General features: G+C 38.9%; 7 protein-coding genes. 5 read left to right on the top strand and 2 right to left on the bottom strand.

Translation table 11 applies throughout. The features are described 5' to 3' along the window. Positions 1 to 266: 266 nt before the first annotated feature. Together G626_RS0114575 and ppdK are read left to right on the top strand one after the other, a co-directional pair. Entirely contained in the window at positions 267 to 3884 is a 3618-nt protein-coding gene (locus G626_RS0114575) for an HD domain-containing phosphohydrolase (protein ID WP_027727232.1), read from the top strand. A gap of 101 nt (positions 3885 to 3985) precedes the next feature. Beyond that, a complete protein-coding gene (ppdK, locus tag G626_RS16970; RefSeq protein ID WP_022933521.1) occupies positions 3986 to 6760 on the top strand; it encodes a pyruvate, phosphate dikinase in 2775 nt (924 codons plus the stop codon). A gap of 205 nt (positions 6761 to 6965) precedes the next feature. On the opposite strand, the gene G626_RS0114565 is transcribed toward ppdK, so the two are convergent. Together G626_RS0114565 and G626_RS0114560 are read right to left on the bottom strand one after the other, a co-directional pair. Further along, complete coding sequence (locus G626_RS0114565) at positions 6966 to 8603, bottom strand: S41 family peptidase (RefSeq protein ID WP_022933520.1); 1638 nt, start codon at positions 8601 to 8603, stop codon at positions 6966 to 6968. A gap of 204 nt (positions 8604 to 8807) precedes the next feature. Then, positions 8808 to 9755, bottom strand: coding sequence for a DUF4932 domain-containing protein (locus tag G626_RS0114560; RefSeq protein WP_022933519.1), 948 nt, complete (start codon positions 9753 to 9755; stop codon positions 8808 to 8810). A gap of 165 nt (positions 9756 to 9920) precedes the next feature. Here G626_RS0114560 and pyrF point away from each other — a divergent pair, with 165 nt between their 5' ends. The 3 genes from pyrF (at position 9921) to G626_RS0114545 (ending at position 25413) form a co-directional block, all read left to right on the top strand. Next, positions 9921 to 10856, top strand: coding sequence for an orotidine-5'-phosphate decarboxylase (pyrF, locus tag G626_RS0114555; protein ID WP_051142249.1), 936 nt, complete (start codon positions 9921 to 9923; stop codon positions 10854 to 10856). Positions 10857 to 10886: 30 nt separating this feature from the next. Continuing rightward, positions 10887 to 12773 (top strand): dihydroorotate dehydrogenase, encoded by a 1887-nt coding sequence (locus G626_RS0114550; protein WP_022933517.1) that lies wholly within the window; start codon positions 10887 to 10889, stop codon positions 12771 to 12773. 217 nt (positions 12774 to 12990) lie between these two features. Next, on the top strand, positions 12991 to 25413 hold the full coding sequence (locus G626_RS0114545; RefSeq protein ID WP_022933516.1) for a hypothetical protein: 12423 nt from the start codon (positions 12991 to 12993) through the stop codon (positions 25411 to 25413). Positions 25414 to 25708 lie beyond the last annotated feature (295 nt).

The raw sequence follows: 25708 nt of genomic DNA, 5'->3' as shown, positions 1-25708 counted from the left end.
AAGTCCAGCGAACGCCATTGCGCAAGCGCAAAGCATTAAAGTAATTTTTTTCATACTTTCCTTTCTCCTTATATGAAAAGTTTTTTTTATTCGATTTAAATGACCGTTTTTTTCGGGAAGAGGTGTTTCACGAATTGTGTTTCACGGGGCTTTTTTGGGGAAAACTTAAAATTTTTTTGAGAAATTTTGAGGGGGCTTTTTGAATTTTCAAAGCGGGGAATTTGGTGTATAATTTTAAAGTTGTTTTCTTTGAAAATATGAATGTTATGAATCGGTATAAAAAATATCAGATTGTGATTATCTCTTTGTTTTGCCTGCTGGTGAATCTTGCGGGGAAGGATTTTGCGGTGCATTTCAGGCTGCCGCTCTGGATGGATTCTTTCGGTACCTTTTTGATGGCTTATGTGGGCGGGCCTGTTTTTGGTGCGGTCATTGGTGCGCTTTCGAATATCATTTATGGTTTTATTGATCCGGTTTCTTTTGCTTATACAATTACCAGTGTTTGTATTGGCCTTATAGTTGGGCTTTGTGCTCGACGGGGCTGGATGAAAAATCTTTTTAAGACTATGTCGCTAAGTGTTATGGTAACGGCTGTCTGTGTTGTAATTTCTACCATTCTTAATCAGGTTTTCTATGGTGGTAAAACCGGCAATTACTGGGGTGATGGAATTATTGAGATGCTGGAGTTCTGGGAAGTAAAGGGCTGGATCAGGGCTTTGCTTGGTGAGTTCTATGTGGACTTTGCAGACAAGGTTATTACTATGGGTGCGCTCTTTCTTTTTATTCAGCTTTACAGACGTGTAAAAAAATATCTTCCAAAGTTTCTGGTACTTCAAAAAGATAATTATGATGAAAAGAAAACAATTGATGTAACAAAAATGTTTGCGCTTCTTTTTGCAGCGGGGCTGTCCTTTTTATTTCCTGCAAAAACAGAAGCTGAGTCAAAAAAGTTTGGAACCTACATCCGTACTATTTACAATAATACAAACGGACTTCCGGGCGGCGAAGCGAATGATATTGCCAGTACTCTGGATGGTATTCTCTGGATAGGAACTTATGCGGGTCTTTACCGACACAATGGAAAAGAATTCCGTCTGATGAATGAGTATGACTCAATAAAAACAGTGCGCTGCCTTTATGCAGATGAATATGGAAAGTTGTTAGTAGGTACTAACGACAATGGTTTTTCTGTTATAGAGAACGAAAAGATTGCCTGTGTATGTACCGAAAAAGACGGACTTCCTGCAGATTCAATCCGTTGTATAACCAGTGCAGGAAACGGAGTTTATTATATTGGAACAACAGCAGAGCTTGCAGTTGTAGAGCCTTATAAAACAGATGAAGGCTGGAAAACAGGAATTAGGGCTGTAATTCCGGAAGTTTATTCTGCGGTAAGACTTACTTCCAATGGCAAAGGTCTGATTGCTGCTGTTGCTTCCAATGGTGAAATCTATTTGTGCCAGAATGAAAAGCTGGTTAATGAAATTCCTTTGAAAGGCACAAAAATAATTTCTGCAGCCTTTGATGAAAATGGAAAACTTTATGCGGCCGGTGAGAATAATCAGCTTTATATTTTTACAATTGATAATGATGAAGTTGAACCAGTCAAACTTACAGAAGTAATTGATTGCAGCCCATTAAATCACATCAATTCGCTTGTCTTTAATGAAGGTTTACTTTTCCTCTGTTCAGATACCGGTGCAGCTTATATTGATTATAAAAAACTGAGCAAAAGCTCTGCAGCTTCCAGCCAGACGGTTTTTAATATGATGGACACAGGCCTTTTCAATAACTCTATTGATAATATGATAGTTGATTACCAGGGTAATCTCTGGTTTTCTTCTTCCCGCCTGGGCCTCTTAAAAATGTGCGATTCTGCCTTTGATGAAATATATCTTTCAGCCGGATTTGCAGAAGCCGTAGTAAATTCTGTTATAAAATATAACGGTAAGATTTATTTTGGAACGGATGATGGCCTTTCTATGATTGATGAAAAGGCAGGAGCCATCGAAGAAAATGAACTTACCAGGAAAATGAAAAAGCTTCGCATCCGCTGCCTTATGATAGACAGTAAAAATCGCCTTTGGGTTTGTACTTACACAAAGGGCCTTTACTGCATGGACCGGTCCGGCCGCATTAGTGAATACGAAACTACAACAGGCCAGCAGTTCCGCCTTCTTCTTGAGCTTTCAGATGGAACTATTGCAGCTGCAGGGAAAAAAGGAATCACCTTCCTTAAGGATGGAGTCGTAACAAAGCGCCTTACCAAAGAAGATGGTTTTGAAAATCAGGTTGTGCTCACTCTTTCTGAACGCCCGGATGGAACTCTTATAGCGGGTACAGACGGCGGCGGAATTGCCATTATCAAAAATCAAAAAATTGAAAAGCTGATTCGCAGAGCAGAGGGCCTTACATCAAATGTAGTTTTGCGAACGGTAAATGATTATGATGGAAAAAATGCAACAGGTGGAACTTATCTCATTACAAGTAACAGCATCTGTTATATGAATGAAGATTTTTCAATCAGGCATCTTTCCAATTTTCCTTATTCAAATAATTATGACCTGGTTGTCAGGGAAGACGGCGATATTTTTGTTCTTGGTTCTGCAGGAATTTTTGTTGTTAGCCGGGATGAACTTCTTTCAGGCAATAAGGTTGATTATATTCTGCTGGATCTTAAGCGGGGTCTTATAGGCTCCCTTACTGCAAATTCCTGGAACTATATTGATGAAAATAATAATCTTTATCTTTCCTGCGACAGTGGTGCATCCGTTTTAAATCTTGATTCCTACGATAAAATAGACAGTTCATGCCGGATGCAGCTTAAAAGTGTAATTGTTAACGGCGAAAGATATTCGGTTCCACGAGACCGGCATTTTATTATTCCCGGAGACAGCGACAGTATAGAAGTGAATCCGGAAATTATAAATTATTCTATTAATAATCCTTTTATCAGCCTTTATATGAATGGAATTGATGAACACCCGAATGTAATGACTCAGAATGAGCTTGCAAGTGTAATTTATTCAAACATTCCTTCAGGTAAATATGATTTTCATATTTCGCTTCTGGACAGCAGGGGAATCAATGTGCTTGATGAAGTTGTTTACGAAATAGAAAAGCCTTACCGCATCTACGATTACTGGTGGTTCCATGTTTATGCCTTTACAGTAATGATTATGGCAATTGCCTGGCTTACCTGGTATGTCACTGCTACCATTCAGAACTTCCGTTACGAAAAACAGGAAAAAGAAATTGAACGCATACGCGACCAGATCCGTATGAGCAACGAAACAATTCTTTCTATTGCAAATGCGGTAGAAGCGAGAGATAAACAGACAGGCCGTCACTCTTTCCGTGTTGCAGTTTATTCCATGCTGATTGCTGTAGAGCTTGGCTGCGATGAAGAAGAAATAGAAAATATCCGTCAGATTGGTCTGCTGCATGACATTGGAAAAATTGGTGTACCGGATTCCATTTTGAACAAGCCTTCAAAGCTTACCAAAAAAGAATTTGAAATTATGCAGCGTCATACAGAAATTGGTGGGGAGATTCTTAAGGACTTTACAACAATCAAAAATGTGGCCGAAGGTGCAAAGTATCATCATGAGCGTTATGATGGCTCTGGCTACAACTGCGGCCTTAAGGGAGAAGCGATTCCGCTTACAGCAAGAATTATCGGGCTTGCAGATGCCTTTGATGCAATGACTTCGAACCGTGTCTACAGACCGGCAATGTCTATGGATAAGGTAATTGAAGAATTGAAAAACGGGCGCGGTACACAGTTTGATCCTGAGCTGGTTGATATCTTGTTAGGCTTGATTAACAGCGGCCGCATTGACGTTTCTGAAATTAAGAAGCAGAGTGAAGAACTTGAGAGTTAAAAGTACTTGACACGCTATTTCACTCATTGACTGTATATTAATTCTACTATAAAATATATCTATTAACATTGAAATCTTTTTTTAGATATGGAGTAAAATCAATGGCAACAAAGTATGTTTACTTTTTTGGTAACGGCGACGCTGACGGTGATGAATCAATGCGCGCTGAACTCGGTGGTAAAGGTGCTAACCTTGCTCAGATGGCAAAGAAACCTTTAAGTCTTCCAGTTCCACCTGGATTCACAATCACAACAGATGTTTGTCAGGAATTCTACAAGCTCGGTCGTAAGTACCCTGCAGGATTGGCAGCAGAAGTTGACAAGTATCTTGCTAAGCTCGAAAAGGCAATGGGCAAGAAGCTTGGTGATGAGAAGGATCCTCTTCTCGTTTCAGTTCGTTCTGGTGCTGCAATTTCTATGCCAGGTATGATGGATACAATCCTCAACCTCGGTCTTAACGACAAGTCTGTAATTGGTCTTGCAACAAAGACTGGTAACGAGCGCTTTGCTTGGGATGCTTACCGCCGCTTTATTCAGATGTACGGTGACGTTGCAATGGGTGTTGACCACGATAAGTTTGAAGCAATCATTGACAAGGAAAAGGCAAAGCGTGGTATTAAAGATGATCCAGAGTTGAATGTTGAAGAACTCAAGAACATCGTTGCTAACTACAAAAAAATGTACAAGAAGGAAAAGGGAGAAGACTTCCCTCAGGATCCTAAAAAACAGATGTGGGGTGCTATCGGTGCCGTATTCGGTTCTTGGATGAACCCACGTGCTATTACATACCGCAAGCTTAACAACATTAAGGAAGGTGCTCTTAAGGGTACAGCCGTTTCTGTAATGGCAATGGTATTCGGTAACAAGGGTAACACTTCTGGTACTGGTGTATGTTTCTCTCGCGATCCTTCAACTGGTGAGAACGTATTCATGGGTGAATACCTTATGAACGCTCAGGGTGAAGACGTAGTAGCAGGTATCCGTACACCACAGAAGCTCTCACAGCTTCAGAAAGAAAATCCAAAGGTATATGACCAGCTCTGCAAGATCCGTGACCGCCTTGAAAAGCACTATCACGATATGCAGGATATGGAGTTCACAGTTGAAGAAGGTAAACTCTATATGCTCCAGTGCCGCAATGGTAAGAGAACTGGTGCAGCTGCAGTTAAGATGGCTGTAGACATGGTAGCTGAAAAGCTCATCACAAAAGAGCAGGCTCTTCTCCGCGTAGAACCAGAGCAGCTCAACCAGCTCCTCCTCCCACAGTTGGACAAGGATGCTGTAAAGAAGGCTACAGAAATCGCTGCTGGTCTTAACGCTTCTCCAGGAGCTGGATGCGGACAGATCGTATTCACAGCTGATGAAGCAGAAGAATGGGCAAAAGCTGGAAAGAAGGTTCTCCTCGTTCGTAAGGAAACTTCTCCAGATGATATCGCAGGTATGGCTGTTGCACAGGGTATCCTTACATCAACTGGTGGACGTACATCACACGCTGCCGTAGTTGCTCGTGGTATGGGAACTCCTTGTGTTTGTGGATGTTCTGATGTTACATTCAAAGATGCTAACACAATCGTTGTAAAGGGCAAGTCTTACAAGAAGGGAGACTTCCTCACAATCGATGGTGCTACAGGTAAAGTATATGAAGGACAGGTTGCTGTAAAACCTGCTACAATCTCTGGCGACCTCGAAACATTCCTTGGTTGGGCAGATGAAGTTCGTGCTAAGTCAACACGCAAGACTGCTTCTGGCCAGACAGTTAAGGGCTTCGATGTATACGCTAACGGTGATACACCAAAGAATGCTGAAGATGCATTCCGCTTCGGTGCAAAGGGTATTGGTCTTTGCCGTACAGAACACATGTTCTTCGACGAACCAAAACTTACTGCATTCCAGAAGATGATCGTTTCTGAAAACACAGAAGACCGCAAGAAGAACCTTGCAAAGATCCTTCCACTTCAGCAGAAAGACTTCTACGAAATCATCAAGGCTATGAAGGGTTACCCAGTAACTATCCGTCTCCTTGACCCACCTCTTAACGAGTTCATCCAGGCTGAATCAAAAGATCAGCTCAATGCTCTTGCTAAGAAACTTGATATGAAGCCAGCTGCACTTGCTGCAAAGGTTGCTGCTCTCGACGAACACAACCCAATGCTCGGACACCGTGGATGTCGTCTTGCTATTACATATCCAGAAATCTACGAAATGCAGGTTGAAGCAATCGCTCGTGCTACAGCTAAGCTCGACAAAGAAGGCGTTGCTCACGAAGTTCAGATCATGATTCCTAACGTTGTTTCTTACCGTGAAGTTGAACAGATCCGCGGACAGGCAGAAGCAGTAATTGCTAACGTAAACAAAGAATGTGGTACAAACCTCAAGTTTGCTATCGGTTCTATGGTTGAGTTCCCAAGAACTGCTCTTATCGCTGATAAGGTTGCTAAGTTTGCTGACTTCTTCTCATTCGGTACAAACGACCTTTCACAGACAACATTCGGCTTCTCTCGTGATGACTACGGTAAGTTCATCGAGTCTTACCTCGATCAGAGAATCCTCGAAGACGATCCATTTGCTACACTTGATCCAGATGGTCCAGGTGCTCTTATGGAAATCGCAGAAGCTAAGGGACGTTCAGTTAAGAAGAACCTCCACCTTGGTATCTGTGGTGAGCATGGTGGAGATCCAGCTTCTATCGCTCTCTGCTACAAGATTGGTTTGAACTATGTATCTTGTTCACCATTCCGTGTACCACTTGCTCGTCTTGCTGGTGCTCAGGCTGTTATTAAGGCAAATGCTAAGCCAGCTGCAAAGAAGGCTCCTGCAAAGAAGCCTGCTGCAAAGAAGGCAACAACTGCTGCAAAGAAGCCTGCTGCAAAAAAATAAACGCTGATCAGACTGACAGTCACTTTCGTGCCTGCAGTCTATCATGTTTAATCTCCCGACGCTAACGCGCGGGAGAAATCAGGTTCCTGCCGACAAACTCGCATTCGCTCGTTTGCGGCAGAACCCATAGGTAGAAAAAGGAATCCTTGCTTTCGCTCGGATTCCTTTTTTTATGAGTCTGAAAACCTTGCTTCGCTCGGTTTTGTTATTGTAATTGCCACTTCTCGAGGCCTTGTAGGGCTGTTCCTAGTTCCGGGTCGTCAATCAAATTGCAAAGTGTATTCAGCAGATTATAGTGTGTTACCCAGTATTCCGGGAACCAGCCGTAACCTTCGCCGTGGAAGCCCGGGTAATTAAATGCCTGTGAGCGGCTTCTTGCAGATGGAATGTAAAGCCAGAGGCCTGAGTTAGGTAAAACAGTTGAATAGGGATTAATGTAGAAAACTGCTCCCTGAGTATTTTCTCCAATATGATGAATTTTTACATCAGCCTTTTCTGCAAGTGAATTCAAAAAGGCAATGGAATATTCAGAGCAGGATGCAGAATATCTGTCTGTCAAAATATAAATATCACCGGAAAAATCTGCTGCTGGTAATTCCTGAATATTTGTTTCTGCTGACTTGTATTTTATAACCGACTGATATGGATAAAATAATTCTGCCAGGCAAGGCCATTTAAGCTGTTTTCTTCGTATTTTTATCTGGGCCTTTTCATATCTCATAAAATCAGTTTCCTGTTCTTTTGCCTGTTTTCTGAATTTAAGTTTTTTGATTTTTTCTTTTATATTCTTAAAATCCCAGTAAATACTGCTTTTCGCAAATTCAGGAGACATAACTGTGTATTTACCATCATCAATCATATTGGAAACAAAAGTAATTAAATCATAAGAAATGTTTTCTGTCTTGTTATAAAAAAGATATGTATAAAGCATGGCAGCACGCCAGAGTTCGCCACCGCCGTTACTTCGTAAATCAATAATAATCTGATTTTTTCCGATAGACTTGTTCTTTGCATTTTCGCAGAGGGTTTTGAATTCCTGCTCGCCCATTACAGAACCGCCGTTGAAAACAAAGTTCACAAGAGAAATATAAAGGGTGTCTTTTGTTTCTCTCATGCCCTGAAGCTTTCCTGCTGTATCGAGTCTGTTGTTTGTAATTACAGGAACAGTAACTTTTTTACCATCAAAAGAAAGAATCAGATTATTAAGATTCTGGCGGGAAAGAGTTCCAAGCCGGTAGATTTTTTTATTGCCGTCAAACCAGTCAAAAAGCATTGTGTTCGGGCCGGTGTATTCCTGACCTGCTTTTACATCGGCCGGGACATATTTTCCAAGAGCCTTGATTCTTTTTTCCGGAAGCTTTTCACGTTCGTTTTTTACAACGATGTATTTTGTTTTTCCTTCAGCCTCTACTGCTTCTACGTAAATATCAGAGTAATAAAGATAGTATGGAAATTTACTGCTGCCGCCAATTGAAAAATGCTGGTCTTCGATTGCATGATTTTTGATGATGTGTTTTTCAGCGGCGGCAATGAATGTACCGCTGTCATAAGTTTTACCGTGTTTATCTTTGTCGCAATCTTTTTTGATGTCTGCAATAATCTTGTCGATGTCGTAGCCTTTTTCTACCATCTCAGGATATCCGCAGTATATTGTTGTCATGTAATATTTGAGATAATCCAGATCTTCTTCAAGTTCTTTTTCTGTGAGAACCTTTTTATTCTTTCCTTTTGTAACCAGCTTCTTTGAAGGAACAGGGCTTATAAGGTGCCCGATTAAGGCTGCAAGAAAAAGACTTGCAATCAGTGAGCAGGGAATTATCCAGAATAAGTGTCTTTTTTTCATAAAGCATGCATCCTTTTATTAAAGAGATTTCAGGGCCTGAGGAAGATAATTTACAAGGAAGCTTTCAAAATCAGGATATGTATCGCGGTTAGCCTTGTAATAATCTGTAAGGGCAATAAGTTGGTCAGGATCTTTGTAAAGATAGTTTGTAGTAATTGTGTTTTTAATTGCAGTTCCAATTTCTTCATGCTCTTTTGCAAGGTCTTAATCTAAGGTACAGACAATTGAAAAAAGTGTTGCTGAAGTTGATTTTACAAGAATATCTGTCACTTTATCTGTCAGCTGATTTTCGTCGTAAATCTTTTTAATGATTCTTGTAAGGTCTTCTGAGAAAAGGTCCCAGTGTTTTTCAAGTAAGTCAAAAACATATGAAGCGGTGATATTCAAAGTGGAATTGTAGTTATTCCAGTCATTGTCTTTTGTCCAGTAGGCACCGGCAATCTGAGTAATTACACTTTTGTCATCTTTAAATGAAAGTGGGAGTGCAAAATAATAGCCTGAGGTAAGTGTAGAACTGTAAAAAAGATATTCAGGTTTTGAATCAGGGGCAAAGAAAAATTTTGAAATCCATTCAATGCCTTTGATGTTGAATGTTTGATATTCCTTTTCAGCTATTGCCTGGCGTTTAAGATGAGCTTCATACAAAAGCCATATTCGGGCATAATTAGAAGTATTAGCAAAGTCGTTAAACTGGGCAATAAAAGTTTTCAGGTTAATTCCTTTCCAGAAGCTTTCAATATCTTTGGGCAGTTCTTTTTGTTTGATTGTCATCTGGGTCATGTCATCTGAAATATACTGGGCTATTGCAAGTGCAGAACGGTAGCCGTCTTTATAATTTTTAGAACGCCTTTTTATTTCTTTTACAAAGGGATGGTCTTTTTGTTTTGCAAAGAGATTATCAACACCATCTACAAATTGTGAATAGTCCTGATTATAGTAATTGTTTGAAAAAGGCTGAACTTCGGCAAGGCGAAGGGCGATAAGAAGCAGCTCAAGCTTAGGTTCAACTTTTACTGTTATATTATCAGCCTGATAAACAATGGGCTTAATATCTACAGGGGTTAATTCCGCTTTTTTAGAGCAGGAAACAAAGTTGAGCGATGCTGTGATGATTACAGCCAGAAGGGGCAGGGTAAGAATAGTTTTTTTCATTTATTAACTCCGTTTTTTTTATTATGTCATGCTGAACTTGTTTCAGCATCTATATATTAGATCCCGAAACAAGTTCGGGATGACAATTTAATTATACTATAATAGTCGCGAAAAAGATAATTTTATTGGTCGTCATAAGCATTTTTTTATGGTATATTTTTACTTATGAGTAAACACAATATGCAGCTCCTTCAGGAGCTTTCTTTGAAAAACGGTCCTCTTTGCGTTGGTCTGGATACAGATCCTTCTTATATTCCGGAAAACATTCTTGCCCAGTATGAGACTCCTGCAGCCGCAGTGCTCGCTTACAACAAGGCAATTATAGACCGCGTTGTAGCAGATAAATCAGCCTGCTGCTTTAAGGTTCAGATTGCCTACTACGAGGCTATGGGCCTTGAAGGTATGAAGGTTTATTCTGAGACTCTCAAGTACATTCGCCAGACCGGCCTCATTGCCATTTCAGATATTAAACGCGGCGACATTGGTGCTACTTCGGACGCTTACGCCCGCGCTCACTTTACCGGCGATTTTGAAACAGACATTATTACAGTTAATCCATATATGGGCTTTGATACCTTAAAGCCTTTTACTGCTTACAGCACTCCGGACAAGGGAGGTAAGGGAGCCTTTGTTCTTTTGTGTACAAGTAATCCAGGCATGGTTGATATTGAACATCAGGAGCTTGCAGAAGGCGGCCTTTTGCTGGAGCGTGTTGGAGCAGAACTTCAGCGTATCGGCGAAGAATGGCGCTATTCCTGTGCAGATTATAATGACCAGACCTGTGGCGTCTTTGGAGCAGTTGTTGGTGCAACCCAGGAAGAAGATGCCCGTTGGCTTCGCGACAAGTATGCTGATATCTTCTTTTTGATTCCCGGCTACGGTGCACAGGGGGGTGCAGCCCGAATTGCGGCTACTCTGCTTGATAAGGCAGGCGGTACGGTAAACTCAAGCCGCGGAATTCTTTGTGCCTGGAAAAAGGATGAAAAGATTGCGGGTGCGCGAGATGCCGGCAGCCTTAAGCTTGATGATATTGCAGACGCTGCAGCCCGTGCAAGCCTCTTTAGCAAGAACGATTTGCTTGGAGCTAAGGCAAGCCTTTAATTTATACAGATTGCACTTATAGGGGGAAATATGTTCACAGATTGTCAGGGGATTCCATATCCGGTTTTTGCAAAGGGAGAAGTTACAGACTGCGCTTTTGTTGTAGGCGCTATTCCTTTTGGAAGTGTTTCTTTATTAAAGGTTCGTCTGGAATCTGGTTCTCAGGAGCCTGCTGCAGGACAGTTTTATATGCTCCATGCAATCAGGTCGGATGTTCTTCTTGGCCGCCCTATAAGTATTTATCATTCAGAAAAAAAAGCTGATGGCTCTGTTGAATTGAGCTTTTTGATTCTGCTTAAAGGAAAGGGAACCCGTGAATTGTGCTCCCTCGAACCGGGTGATAAGCTCAATCTGATTGGCCCGTGTGGAAATAGATTTCCTATGCCGAAGTCGGTGGTTGAGTGCGCGCGAAGCGCGTGTATCGAAACCACCGAGGAGCTCAACAATGGTGGTTTCGATACGGCCTCTGGCCTACTCAACCACCGTAGAGTGCTGCTCATCGGCGGCGGAATCGGTGTTGCCCCTGTTGCGGGCTTTGCAGAAACTCTCCCACCAAAAAGCTATGACTTTTACGCATCCTTCAAAAGTGGCAGCTACGCCCTGGAAAATGTAAAGGCAGATAAACTTGTAATTACAACTGATGATGGCAGCGTGGGCGTTCACGGAATGCTGCCTGCGGCCCTCACAGAAGATACCCTTCGAGCCGGCAACTACAGTGAAGTTTTTGCCTGTGGACCAACTCCAATGCTGGCCTATATCCAGAAAATCTGCCAGGCTGTGGGCGTAAAGTGCTGGCTCAGTATGGAAGCCCATATGGCCTGCGGAGTAGGGGTGTGTCTTGGCTGCGTAATCGACACAACAGAAGGCAAAAAGCGCTGCTGTAAAGAAGGCCCTGTTTTTGATGGTGATATTCTGATTTTTAAGCCGGTTACAGAAGTTGCCGGAATCAAGGTTCAGCCTCGCCGCGAGCCACTGGCAGCAGACGTCCAGCCAGACCTCTCCGTAAACATCGGCGGTGTCACTCTTCCTAACCCAGTAATCGGAAGCTCCGGAACCTTTGGTTTTGGAGTTGAATATAAAACTCTCTTTGATGTAAACAGACTTGGCGGTATTTCTTCGAAAGGTCTTACACTTGAGCCTCGCCAGGGTAACGACGGAGTACGACTCCACGAAACTCCGAGCGGACTTATGAACAGTATAGGTCTTCAAAATCCGGGAATCCCACATTTTATAGAGCATGAGCTGCCGGAAATGCTTAAACTTAAACCGATTGCAATTGCAAATCTTTCTGGTTCATCTTTGGAAACATATGTTGAAGGAGCAAAGCTGCTGGATGCAACAGAAGTTCCTCTTATCGAGCTTAATATTTCCTGCCCTAACGTAAGTGCAGGTGGAGCTGCTTTTGGTATGACCTGCGTTGGAGCTGCTCAGGCAGTAAGTGCCGTTCGCGCTGTAACAAAAAAACCGCTTATCGTAAAGCTTACCCCTCAGTCTCACGAACTGAACCAGGTTGCCCTCTCTTGTATCGAAGCGGGGGCCGACGCAATCAGCTTGTGTAATTCCTTCCAGGGAATCGCAATTGATATTGAACGTGGTGTTCCGGTGTTTGAAAAACTTAAGGCAGGTTTTGGCGGCCCTGCAGTGCGCCCTATGGCCGTGCGCCTTGTTTACGAAGTTGTTGAAGCAATCAATCAGCTTCCTGCAGAAAAACGCGTGCCTGTAATTGCCATTGGCGGAATTGCCACCTGGGAAGATGCGGTTGAGTTCATCATGGCCGGTGCCTCTGCCCTCCAGGTTGGAACAAATACCTTCGCAAATCCAAATACTATGATAGAAGTGATTGACGGGCTTGCTGCCTTCATGAAGCGAAAGGGCTATCATAATATAGAAGAAATGAGAGGAATTATACAGAAATAGCAGGAAATTAAGAAATATAACAGGAATTTATTGTACGAAAACGTTTTAAAATAGCAGTTTTTCATTTTTTTTACTTATTTAAACTTGCGTTTTGGCAGAATTCACTTAAAATGGTTGTGCTTCAGTATAAGGGGAATATTGTCGATAAACGAACGAGGGTTTTTTAATAAAAAAAGTATCAACAAAAAAGTAAAATTTCGGTTTTTGAGGTGTTGATATGAAAAAAATTGCGTTTGCGTTACTTACAATTTTTTCTCTCTTTGTTATTTCCTGTGAAATAGGTCTTGGTGCATCGGTAGATACTGATCCACCTTCTCTCAATATATCTAACCCACCAGTAGATGCAATTATTCGCGACGACTTTGCCCTCAGCGGCACCTGGACTGATGATGGTGAAATTGGCTCTATTGCCGTAGAATTATCACGCACAGACGGAAACGGCGAAAAACTCTCATACACCGGAACTTTCGCCGAAGATTCCCGCAAAGGCGGCTCCGGCACCTGGAGCATCGACATTCCGGCAAAATCCTCTTCTATCACAGACGGCACCTACCAGGCCGTAGTCACCATCAAAGACGCCACCGATCGTACAACAATTCAGAATACTACTTTTACGATTGATAATACGGCACCGATAATTGTTTTACAGCGTCCAGGCACAGATTTAAATGCCTCCCTCGCTAATGCAGATACATATGGTCAGCTTTTTACACTTGAAGGTCTTGGTGCGGACGACAATAATATTGACCATATTGATATTGATATTTATGCAGATAAAAATAAAACACAGAAAAAAAATACGTCCCCTATAACGCTGAAAAATGTTCCTCCTTCAATTTCCTTAAATGTTGCAAAATATGGTGATGAAACATATACAGCTATTTATGGAAATGTTTCTTCGTCAAATATTGTTCCTGCTCAATTCTATTGTACTATAAATGCATATGATGGAGCTCAAAGTTATCCAAGTGGTAGAGAACAAACAGATGAAGATAAATTAGGAAATCATACAGATACTTATTATTTATATGAAGACATTTCAGAAAGCATTTTAAATGATATCAAAATTACAGAACTCTATCATATTTTAAGTGGAAAGTCTGTAGATTTAGCTTCGAGATCTGCAAGAAGCCACAGTGAAATTATTCAGATCTTAAATAGTAATGGAAAAACAACAGGATCTTTTGTGCTGGATCCTAAAAATAATCCTACATTCTCTGTTATTGGGCTTAACAAATCATTGGTTAATGGCGAATCAATGAAAGATGAACAAGACAATGTAATTACAACTTATGAACTTACAAATGGTAGCGGAGATTCAGGTGTTACATTAAGTATTAATATTACTCCAGGTAGAGATAATTATCCTATTAATAAGGATTCTGTGGAAATTTATTTACAGGAATGTGATAAGGATGGAAATCTGAATCTCGACGCCACTCCAATACCTCTTGGTTCAGGAGTAACCTCTTTAAAAACAAATGTAATAAGTTCCGTTAATTATACAGGATTGAAAACAGGACTTTTCTATAGAGTTTGTGTAAACGGTATTGATACAAGGCCTGCTTCAACAACAAATGATAATAAAATAGAAGAAGCATACACTTCTGATGGAAATGCACAGATATACGCATTCTATCTTGCACCGCTTAATGGAGTCATTGAGCTTACTACTTCTGCCAGCCCATGGGGTAATAATGTAACTAACTTTGAACCAATTACAAAATATATTTCATCAGAAACAACAGACGATGATTATAAAAAATTAAAAGTTACGCTTACTTATTCATATACAGGAGGATCTCAAGAGGATAGTCTAAATGTATATAGGCAATGGAATTCATCTCTTGATAGTGGAGATGATATAGGCACTATGTATGCTAATAATCAGTATGTGAATAGTACTGCATTAGAGCAGGGAACAGATAAGACCTGGTCTGAAACTATAGATGCCAGCCTTTTGAAAGCCCAGAATGTTAATCAGATTTATTATACGCTTTCAAATATGAAGACAGTTACAGGAACTAACGGTGCTGTTACATATGAACAGACAAACTGGTCTCGTTCACGTTCCGTTACAGTTTCTTTAGATGATAATCCTCCTCAAGTAACTTCAATTATATGTCCAGAAGCAAAGAAGACATCAGAAAGCTCTTTCAGATTTGAAGGTACTGTTTCAGATACTGGTTCTGGAATTAATGAAGTAATTGTAAAAATTGAAGATGAAGAAAATTCAAAGTCTTATGTAGAACATATTTCAAGTACAGGAAGCTGGTCTTTTACAGTTTCAAGAGATTCTGATTTTACATCTACAACAAATCCTTCTTATGGAGGAGTTTTTGCTGTAGATGGTCAAAAGAAAATTACAGTAACCGCAGTTGATAAGGTTGGATTAAAGAGTCCTCCTGTATCAGAAACATTTAACTATAAAGCAACAAAACCAAGTTTTAGACTTGAAGGATATAAACCAATTGTTGGAGATGAAGAACAATCTGAAATTCTTCAGACTACAGATTTATTATCAGATGTTACAACGGCTAAGTCTTTCTCTGTAGGAACAAAGTATAAATTATTGGGTACCTTTGATGATGAATATGGAATTACTTCTATCACTTGTACAAAAGGAACTTCATCTACACCAGTAACTGTAACGAAAGATGATACAAACAAGACATGGTATATAATAGAGAATTCTTTACCTGGTGAAAATCAAACTCAAATAAATACATATCATTTCTCAATTACAGATAGAGCTGGAATTTCATATTCTGCAAAAGATGTTGTAGTAACAATTGATAGAAAAAAACCGACTCTCGAAATAAATGCTCCAGCACCTGCTTCTTCATATTTTGGAGATAATTCAATAAGTGGTACAGCTTATACATTCCGTGGAACAGCAAGTGATGAAAACGGAATGGCAAAAATAAAATATGCAATTGTACCAATGGGTGTAACAGTATCAGATACAGACTGGCAGGAATTTTCTGTTACTTCGGATGACTGGTCATTTACTATGAATCTTGGAACTAATACGACAGGTTCTGAGATAGATACAGCAGATACTCTTTATGAGGGAAAGAAAACTGTACATGTAATTGCTTTGGATAAAGCAGGTAATGCTTCGGAGGAAGCAACTAAAGATTTCTGTGTAGATCAGAGTGTACCAGAATTTGAGTATATAAGAGTATATGCGGGAACAAGTACAGCAGCTAAAACTGCAGAAATTGATGGATCGTATATCATTAATGTTGCAGATAATGTAAATAATTTCTATATTGCGGTAAAAGCAAAAGATGCTAGTGGAATAAAGGATGTTACAGCGGCTGGCTTAAATTTTGAATTTGCCGATACCGTCAGTGAATGGAAATCTGAACCTATAACTACTGAAGAAAAATATAATTATACAATTGTTCTTGAGGATAAATCTGGAAATTCAACAACAAATGGTAAGAAATCAGAACGAAATCTTTCTGTTGTATTCGATAAATCTAGCCCAGTAATAACAGTTACAGGTGCTTCAACAACAAGTGCTGATGCACCATGGAAAGTTGGAACTGGTACTCAGTATCTTACTGGAACTGCGACAGATACAGGTAATTCAGGAATTATGTCGCAGGAAATAAAATTTCCTGGTGATACAAACTGGCGAACTATGACCGCAACAGGAGACTGGTCATATGAAATGAATTTCGATTCACTTGAGGAAGATACAGAATCATCTTACAAGACTGTTTATGTAAGAATTACAGATAAAGCAGGGAATAAAAATGCAGAAAATGGAGTTCCTTATTATTTCCGCCACGATAAGGGTGCTCCAACTCTTACCATGACTATAAACAAAGACTACATAAATGACGGAACATTCAAGATTTCAGGCACTGTATATGATGGTGATAATCGTGCTGCTGGACGTGAAGTAGATACTCTTTTACTTACAGCAACAAAAGATGGAACTCCAATTAGTACAACTTTTAAATTGGATAATGAAAGTTCTAAATGTGGTAATTATAGTTATACAATAGACACTTCTGCAGATGGATATAATCTAGCAGAAGGAAATTATGTCTTTACTCTTAAAGCTACAGATATAGCAAATAAAGATACATCAAAGAATGTAAACATTATTATTGATAAACTTGCTCCTAGTTTTACTATTATTAAAGCTAAGAGAATTACAGGAGAAGCAGAAGAAGAAATACCTGCTGAAACAGATAATTCAGGCAGATGGTATAGTTCTCAAAGTATTGCACTTAGAGTCGAAGCAGAAGACAGTAGTTCTGGAATCGATTCCATTGAATGGGCTACCTCTAAAGCAGATGGAACAGAAAGAACAGACTATGAAGCACTTTCTAAAAAATTTGATGATAATACTCAAACAACATATTACTCAGGTACAGCAGTATTTAGTGATGCAGCTGCAACAGAAGGTGCAAGACTTTATATTCGTGCTACAGATAAAGCAGGTAATTCTACTGACTTTGCTACCAAGAAGGGAGCAGGTACTTCTGCAGAGGATATTGCATATATTCTTATGGATATAGATACTACATCTCCGGTACTACCATTGAATTCTGTAAAATATAGAGTAGGTAATGGAACAGAAGAACCAGAAACTGTTAGTGGAATAGTATCTATTAATAACAGTGCAAAACTCACCGTTTATGGAAACTATAAAGACCCGCAGAGTGGAGTACAACCACTTACATTTAGTGGCCTTAAGGCAGGAGCTGCGCAACCAACTATAAAGTATTCTACTGTAGAAAATTCCGTTACAGATACAGATTTTACAATTTCTTCAATTACTGATGCTAACAAAAAAACTATACGAGCATGGAAAGCAGAATTTAATAATTCTACACTTACAACTGGAGTTCTTAGTGTTACTGGTAAGAACAACTCTGGAGCAGGGCTGACAACTCCTTTGGAACTTTTCAATATAAATAAAGATGAAAAAGCTCCAGAAATTAAGAGATATGTATTGCAGACAGACTCTGATGTATATTCAGTTTATGAGCATAAAGCAGAACGCACAAATTCAAACAATGAGACAGAACTCTATACAGACTATTATTATATAAATAACGGAAACTCTGAAAGATTCACAATTTCAGGTCTTGCAGAAGATAATAATGATGGTGCAAGCCAGGCTTCAGGCATAAGAACAGTAGAACTTTGGGTTAGTACAGATGGAGGTTTAAATTATAACAAATTAGAAGATAAAGATAACACAATTCTCTATTTCAATGATTTAAACTTCAGTGTATATTCAACTTCATCAATCAAAGTAAAGATTGTTGTGTATGATAAAGCTGATAACAAAGCTGATGTGGTAATACCGGAAATCAAATTTGATACAGCAGCCCCAGTTGGCGTACATGCATTTGATGGTAAACAGAAAGATTTGTATTTCCGTTTTGGTAAAGCAAACCGTAGTGAAGATGATGGTACTTCTTCAAATCCTCCTAACGATATAAATCTGGATAATAATGTAGGTGGAAAATATGCAGCAGATTCTTATGGTAACCTGGAAACACAGGATATTCGAGGAACCTTTGTTGATAAAGCAAGAACTCCGGAAACAAACGAGAAAGTTAAAGATTTAGCAGATGGAAGTGGAGTATCTCTTATTTACTACAAGATTTTTGATCACGAACCAAGTGACTCGGAATTATCCGCTTTTGAATCAGGTTATAAAACAGATGTTGATAGAACAGGTTATTTCTCACCAAAGTCAGATACTAAGCGAGTATTCTTTACTCCGGTTTCTGGAATCTTAGAAAATTCTATTGGTCAGGAAATTACAGCTACGACTGTTGGTTCTCAAAAATATACAAATATTACATCAAGTTATCAGCCAACAATAGCAGGTTTGCAGCAGGGCTCAAATTACCTTGTACTTCTTGCAGTTGATAAGGTTGGAAATGCTGCACTGGAAAATATAAAATTGTGGGATAACACAACTGTAAATAACTACAGAATTAATGTAGATCAGACAGCTCCATCAATTAGTGTTCCATCAAAAGACCGTATCTATTCAAATGCTGTTTCTGGTAAAGAAATTACCGGTAGATATCTTGATGCAGGTGCATGGTTAAAGACAAAGGAAAAGAATGGCCTTACAGTTACTGTTGGAACAGAGACAACAGCAATTAAGGCTGATCAAATTCCAGATAAAGTAACAGGAATTTCATTATTAAATGGTGCTACCGAATTTACTTCAAATGACTTGATAAACAGCGAAGTAACAGAAGATAAGTATATATATAATTATCTGAAAAAATCTGCTTATGCCAGAATAAAGATTAATGACTCATATTATTATGTAACAAATACAGATTCACCAAGAACTTCTGGAAGAATTACCTTTACACCTGCCTTCTCTGGAACATCAGGTACTTATGATATAGAATTTGGTGGCGGAGAATGGAAAGCAACAATTCCAGATACTACTCTTAATAATTATGTTGGCCAGAGTGTTACTATTTCCGGACATGCAATTGATAATGCCGGAAACTCAACAACTGAGCCTGTAGTTGCAACAATTGTTGTAGATAAAGAATATCCTTCGGTTGAAATTGATAGTTTGAAGTCTACAATAAATGGTGTAGTTACACTTCGTGTCAGGGCAAGCGATAACAATGGTCTTAAAATTGTAAAACTTCAGTATAAAAAAGATGGTGATTCAGGTTTTACAGATTATGTTTCAAAATCAGAAAACATAACAAATCCATGGGATGTAAATGTTGATACAACGGAAAGTGTTTTTGAGAATACAAAACAATTTACTTTCCGTGCAATCGCAGAAGATTATGCAGGTAACATTGGTAACTCTGGAAATACAACAACAGCTTTTGATACAGCTAAAGAAAAGGAAACTCTTATTTCTAAGGACAGCGACCGTCCGGTAATTATTTTCAATAATCTTAATTTAGCCTCAATGGATTCTTCCAGCGGAGTTGTTCCTTGTAATACAACAACATTAAGGTTTACCGTTGAAGATGATGATGGTCAGATTGCGGAAGCAGCTGTTTCTTATAAAGAGGGAAATGGTGAATGGAAAACAACAGAATCAGCTGAATCTAAACTTACTTATGAGGATGGCTTATTTACATTAGCAGGAATAGGCGAAGGTGCTCAGTCTCTAAGTTTTAAGGTAACAGATCATTCTATTCGCAATAAGACAAGCACAACAAAAGAAAATAAGGTCTTTGAGATTGGTGCTGAGGATGCATTGGACTCACCAAAGATAAAAGACAGCAATGATAATTACTATACTTCAAATGAAGATCTTAAGTTAAAGGTAGATACTCAGGAACCTGATGTAATAGATGTAAAATATCATAGACTTACCAACGTTGCTTCATATTCAGCAGGAGACTGGATAGATGTTGCCGGTTCAAGTGGTATAAGCTCGGAATATTTTGGAGGACCAGATTCAAATTATCAGAATAAGTTCCGTTTAAGTTTGTATGCTTTTGATGCAAACGAAGATGAAACAAATGGACTTACAGTAACTCTGTCAATTCCAGAAAATGCAGGTGATAAAACAGGTGCTGTACGCTCTTATGCTTTAGCACTTGCAACTGACAGTGTAGATGGTCTTCCAAAAGAAAAAACATCAAATGGTTATAAATTCAGATTATACACCTGTGATGTAACAATTAATGACAAACTTACTACTTCAGACAGAGAGTGTATAATTGATGTTACAGAAGGTGTAAGTCATAACAGGTCAAAAAAGTTTACTTTATGTCTTGATACAAATGCTCCGGTATTTGATTTGAGGTATCCGTCAAAAACAAAATCAATTGTTGGCGATGTAGAAATTACTGGAAAAATTGATGATCCTGGAAAGGGACTGCTCAAGGAAGTAAAATATTTTATTCCTACTTTTGCTCAATCTACAACACTTGAACCAAAGAATGTTACAGCTTGGACAGAAATATCAGATTCTTCTAATTTAAACTTAAAATTACCTATTACTGCTGCAACTTTAAATACAAAGATTGGCTATCCAAGTGGAGCTTCTTATTCAGATTATAGTGGTTATATAAAAGATGGGCTTTATAAATTACCAGTCTGGTTATATCTGGAAGATGAACTGGGCAATATTGGTTACGATAAAGAATCTATTGAAATTCTTTATAATGCCGATGCTGATACTCCGATTGTTGAAATTGTAGATCCTGTTCATAATTTGCCTGAAAATAACCCGACATATGTAATTAAAGGCGCAACAGTAACTATCAGTGGAACTGCTCAGGATAATGAAGAAATATCAGATGTATATCTGCAGTTTGATATGAATGGTGATGGCATATTTGAGAATGGAAAAAATGCTGACGGTACAACTATGGAAAAAGCTCCAAATCTGGTACTTGGAGAAATTCCTAATTCAGATATCAAGTTTGGTGGTGCAAAATTAAAGGGTGTTAAAGCAAATAAGAGAAATTCAGGTTCTGTAGTCCGCTGGACTAAGGATATTGATATTTCCGAATTTGATGATAATACGGTTATTAATGTAAGGGCAGTTTCTATTGATAATAAAACAGGTACTGCGGCTCTTGTATCTGCTTGGTCTCCAGTTGTTTGTATTCATGTAGAAAACTCTAAGCCGATATTTACAGTTCTAAAAATGCGTCGATATTCTGCTGCAATTAATAGTACAACTGCAAATGACACTGGGGCAAATAATTATGAATTACAGAAAGATGTCATTGATAAGATGTATTTAAAGACTCAGAATGAGCACTGGTATATCTATGGAGAAGTTAAGGTTCAAAGTTCAAATCATATTAAAGAAATCTCTTCTTCAAAGGATGCAAGTGGTTTTAAATGGACTTGTGGTACAACCCCTGGAGTAGGAGACTATGAGCTTGCTGATAAAGGCTATACCTGGACAACTGATAGTGGTAGAACTCATAAATTCTTAATTCCAGTTGAAGGTTCAGTAGATGGATTGTGGGAAACAAAAATTTCTGTAGAAGGAAGTAATGATTCCGAAAGTGAAAACAAAAACAATACTGAAATCAGGTTGAATATCGATAATACAAAACCTGTTTTCAATGACAGAAATGAAAGTGATACTGCAAATAAAGGTGATATAAAACTTCGTATGAATCCGGATGATGATTCCAGCTTCTACGAATCAGCGTCTACAGGAACTAGAACCTTAAATAATAGCAATACACAAGCTGTTGTGGCAGGTGCTTTCACTGAATCAGGAAGTGGTTTTGAAAAACTTGTATTCTATTTTGTAAGGAATAATAACGTTTATAACGTTATGGAGAATAATACATCTGCTTCAATTACAACACTCGCTGAAGGTGCAGCAAAGGTATCTGGTAATGTTTATCTGACAGATGAAGAACTTCCGGCCTTGTATATGGAAAACGGAACTCGTGGTTCAGGAGATGAAACCGGAGAATATAAACATGATTCAATAAAGAATAATCCTAATATCCGAATTGGTGGCTTAATAAAAATTGGTAATGATTACAGAATTATATCTGCAGTTGATTATACAAATGGAAAAGTTACCTTCTCGCCAGAATGTAAGAGTACATATAAAACAGCAGAATTTGTATATGGTATGGTTGTCGACAAATCTAATGAAGATGCAACTCATGATGATGGCGATGCAATGCGTGAAAATTACAGAACTGGTGATCCGAGTGTCTGGGATGCTTCAATTGACTCAAGAAACATCCCGGATGGCAGAATTGAAATTCACTGTGTAATTTTCGATAATGCCGGAAACTCAAAGCATGGCTGGACAAAAACCTTTGTAAGTAACAAGCCTCCAAGAATTACAAGCTTAAAACTTGGAACCGACTTAAATAAAGATGGTGACTATGCAGATTCTGAATTCAAACAGTTCTGGTTCAATGAATCTAAGTCTCTGGCATCTGGTACAGATATCTGGGATTTGTCTGCATATCTTGATGACAGTCAGACAGAATATTGGACAGCAAAGAAAGATCTGGTTGTTATTCCAGAATTTGTAGGTGGAAATGGCGATATCTATTATGCATATTCAAAGCTTGCTGCAACAAGTACAGAGGCTCAAACTCATGCAGTAGCAGCTGTTACAAGAAATGCCGCTTCAAAACTTAAGAAGAAAGTTAAGGATTCAGATGTAAATGAACTGTCTTCAACTCAGGAAGGAAACAATGTTTTTGCATTTATCCTGACAAACGGCACAAACGATGCAGTTGGAACAATTGGAACCTCAGGAGACTATAAGAAAAATAGTGATGGAACAATTGCAAATGCTGGTGTAAATATTTATCACTTCACCTTTAATGATTCCACAAATAATGGTGATGATGCTCAGTGGTGTATCCTTAATGCGAAATTTAAGCAGGATATTACAGATGATACTGCACCTACAGGAAGCATTACACCGTTCTATTGGACTGGTAACGATGGTGAAAGTGTTATTTATGAGACCGATAATGGTAAATTAGTTGCTAAAGGTCATATTGAACTTGCTGAAGACTGGACTGCTCAGGATGCAGGTGGAAATTACCTCTCTCCAGGTTATAAAAAATACAAGAACAATACCACAGGTTATACTGGAGCTGAATATGATGCAGATCCTAAAGTTTCAGGTAAGATAAAGATTGAAGGTGTGGCATACGACGAAACCATGCTTAAAACAATTACAATATCTTTAGGTGATAAATCTGTAACGGCATCTTATGATTCTTCTAATGGATGGACATATAATCCTTCAACACAACCGGCTTCCTTTATGCTTGAAGTTACAGATGCAGATGCAAATGCACCGGGAGCAACTCAAAGTGGACACAGTGTAAAGTGGTCATTAATTGTAGACACAAGTCTTGTTATAACAAACAGCACTACTGGCTTGGATAAGACTATTTTAGTTACAATAAACGATGCTGCTACAACTGCTAATACTACATCTACATCGCAGAAGGTTGATATTGTGCCTTATATTACTGGTTTAGGAACTCGCCTTGACCAGGCCTACAGTGCAAACACTTCTGTGTTTAATCGTTCTGCAAATGGTAATTATCCAGTAATGCGTGGTGAAACAGGAGTGAAACTTTACGGCTTTAATTTAGCTGGAGCAAACACAACAGTTAGAATAAATGGCAAAAGTGTTGGTACAGTTACAGCTGGAACAACTACTGATTATGTTACATTTACTGTTCCTAACACAAATAATAATAAAGCAACTTCTGGTACAATTGATGTAATTGTTAGTAGTGTTTCTGCCCTGAACAACGAGAATAAAGCAGATGCGGTATACAACCTTGAACCTAATAACATAAATAATAATACTCTTGATGATAATAGAAGTGTTTGGGTTTGGGGTATGAATGATGTGCTGACTAATACAGTAAAAACTATTCGATATCCTACATTTAGAATAGGAAAGGATGCTAATCAAACTGTTGGATTTGTTTATGATAGGGATGGGCAAACTGTTTGGTATCATAGAAATAATGGAACTGCTACTAATAAACAATTAGATAAATCATTTTCTCAGTGGTATGCGACAGCTTGTGCAGTAGATTCGTCAGGTCATCTTTATGCAAGTGCACAAAATGGCGATAGTGGAGGTGGTGGAAATATTACTAATAATTATAGTTATGCAAACTACAAATTCTATGCACGTGCAGAAACAGTTAATGGAACATATTATGACGACGAGGGAGGAGCATATTCTCAAGGTGGCAACAACGTTGCTCTTGAAAGTTGTATCGGTAATGGAAGTACATTTTTTGCAGAACGTATACAAAATCCAAAAATAGCAACATTAGGAAGCGATACAACAAAGATGTACACTGTTTATTATGATATCAGTTATCCTAGAATTGTTTTCAGATATGGAGAAGCTTCTGGGGCTGTGAATTTTAGTACAGCCAATGGAATGGGAATTAAAGCTAGAACAAACTCTTCTGCGGGAAATGCTCGTGTTATCGATGATAGTGCGAATGTTGGTGAATACGCAGCAGTTGGTGTAATTCCAAATGAACTAACTGGCCAGACCGGTGGTACTGCTGTCGTTTGCTGGAATGCAGATAATAAACTTAAGTTTAAGTACAATGAAGCTCCAACAGGCAATACATGGTCGGATACAATAATTATTGATGATGACTATGCCGGTGAATATTGTGACCTTGCTGTTGACGCTGCAGGAGGAATTCACATTGCTTACTATCGTGCCGGTAACAAGCTTAAGTATGCTTATCTTGAATCTTACAAAGACACTGTTGCCGATGTATGTTTGGTAGACTCTTATCTTTCTGTAGGTGAAAATATCAGTATAGAAACAAGCTCTAAGACTATTTCGTATACAGAGAATGGTGTTGCAAAAACCCGCTATGTTCCATACATTTCATACTACTCAAGTGCTATTGGAATGGCAAAGGTCGCATGGCCTGTTAAGCTTGGTACTAACGGCTCTAAAGCAAACACCTTTGTTAATGGTGTAAACAACGATATGTTTACTGGTGATTGGGAAGTTCAGGTTCTGCCTACTGCTCTCACAACTAAGCTTTTGAACTATACAATCGGCGTTGGTGAAAAAACAAATGGAAGTGCAAATTCTGTAATGCTTGGTTATGGAACAAAGACAGGTTTGCAAACAGCCTTGTTATACTAGCAAACACAAAGCACTTGCTTTTTCCCTGCAAGTGCTTTATAGTGGAAAAAGAAAGAGGCACAACGCAATCAAGCGTCTTGCCTCGGTTTTGGTTAAAGACCGCCACGAGGGTTCAAAGCTGTGGCGGTCTTATTTTTTATTTCGCTTTCCTTTTTGTCTTTTTTGACGAAGGCGCGTAATAATATCAATTAGAATTTGAATGTATCCGTCAAATCTAACCTCGTAAACAAAAGCAACATATAGCATTACACTTCATAAAGAGGTGTAAAAAAATGCAACAATCAAGAACAAAAGA

The sequence above is a fragment of the Treponema bryantii NK4A124 genome, assembly GCF_000421345.1.
Taxonomy (GTDB): Bacteria; Spirochaetota; Spirochaetia; order Treponematales; family Treponemataceae; genus Treponema_D; species Treponema_D bryantii_B.
This window is presented reverse-complemented; position numbering and strand designations above follow the sequence as displayed.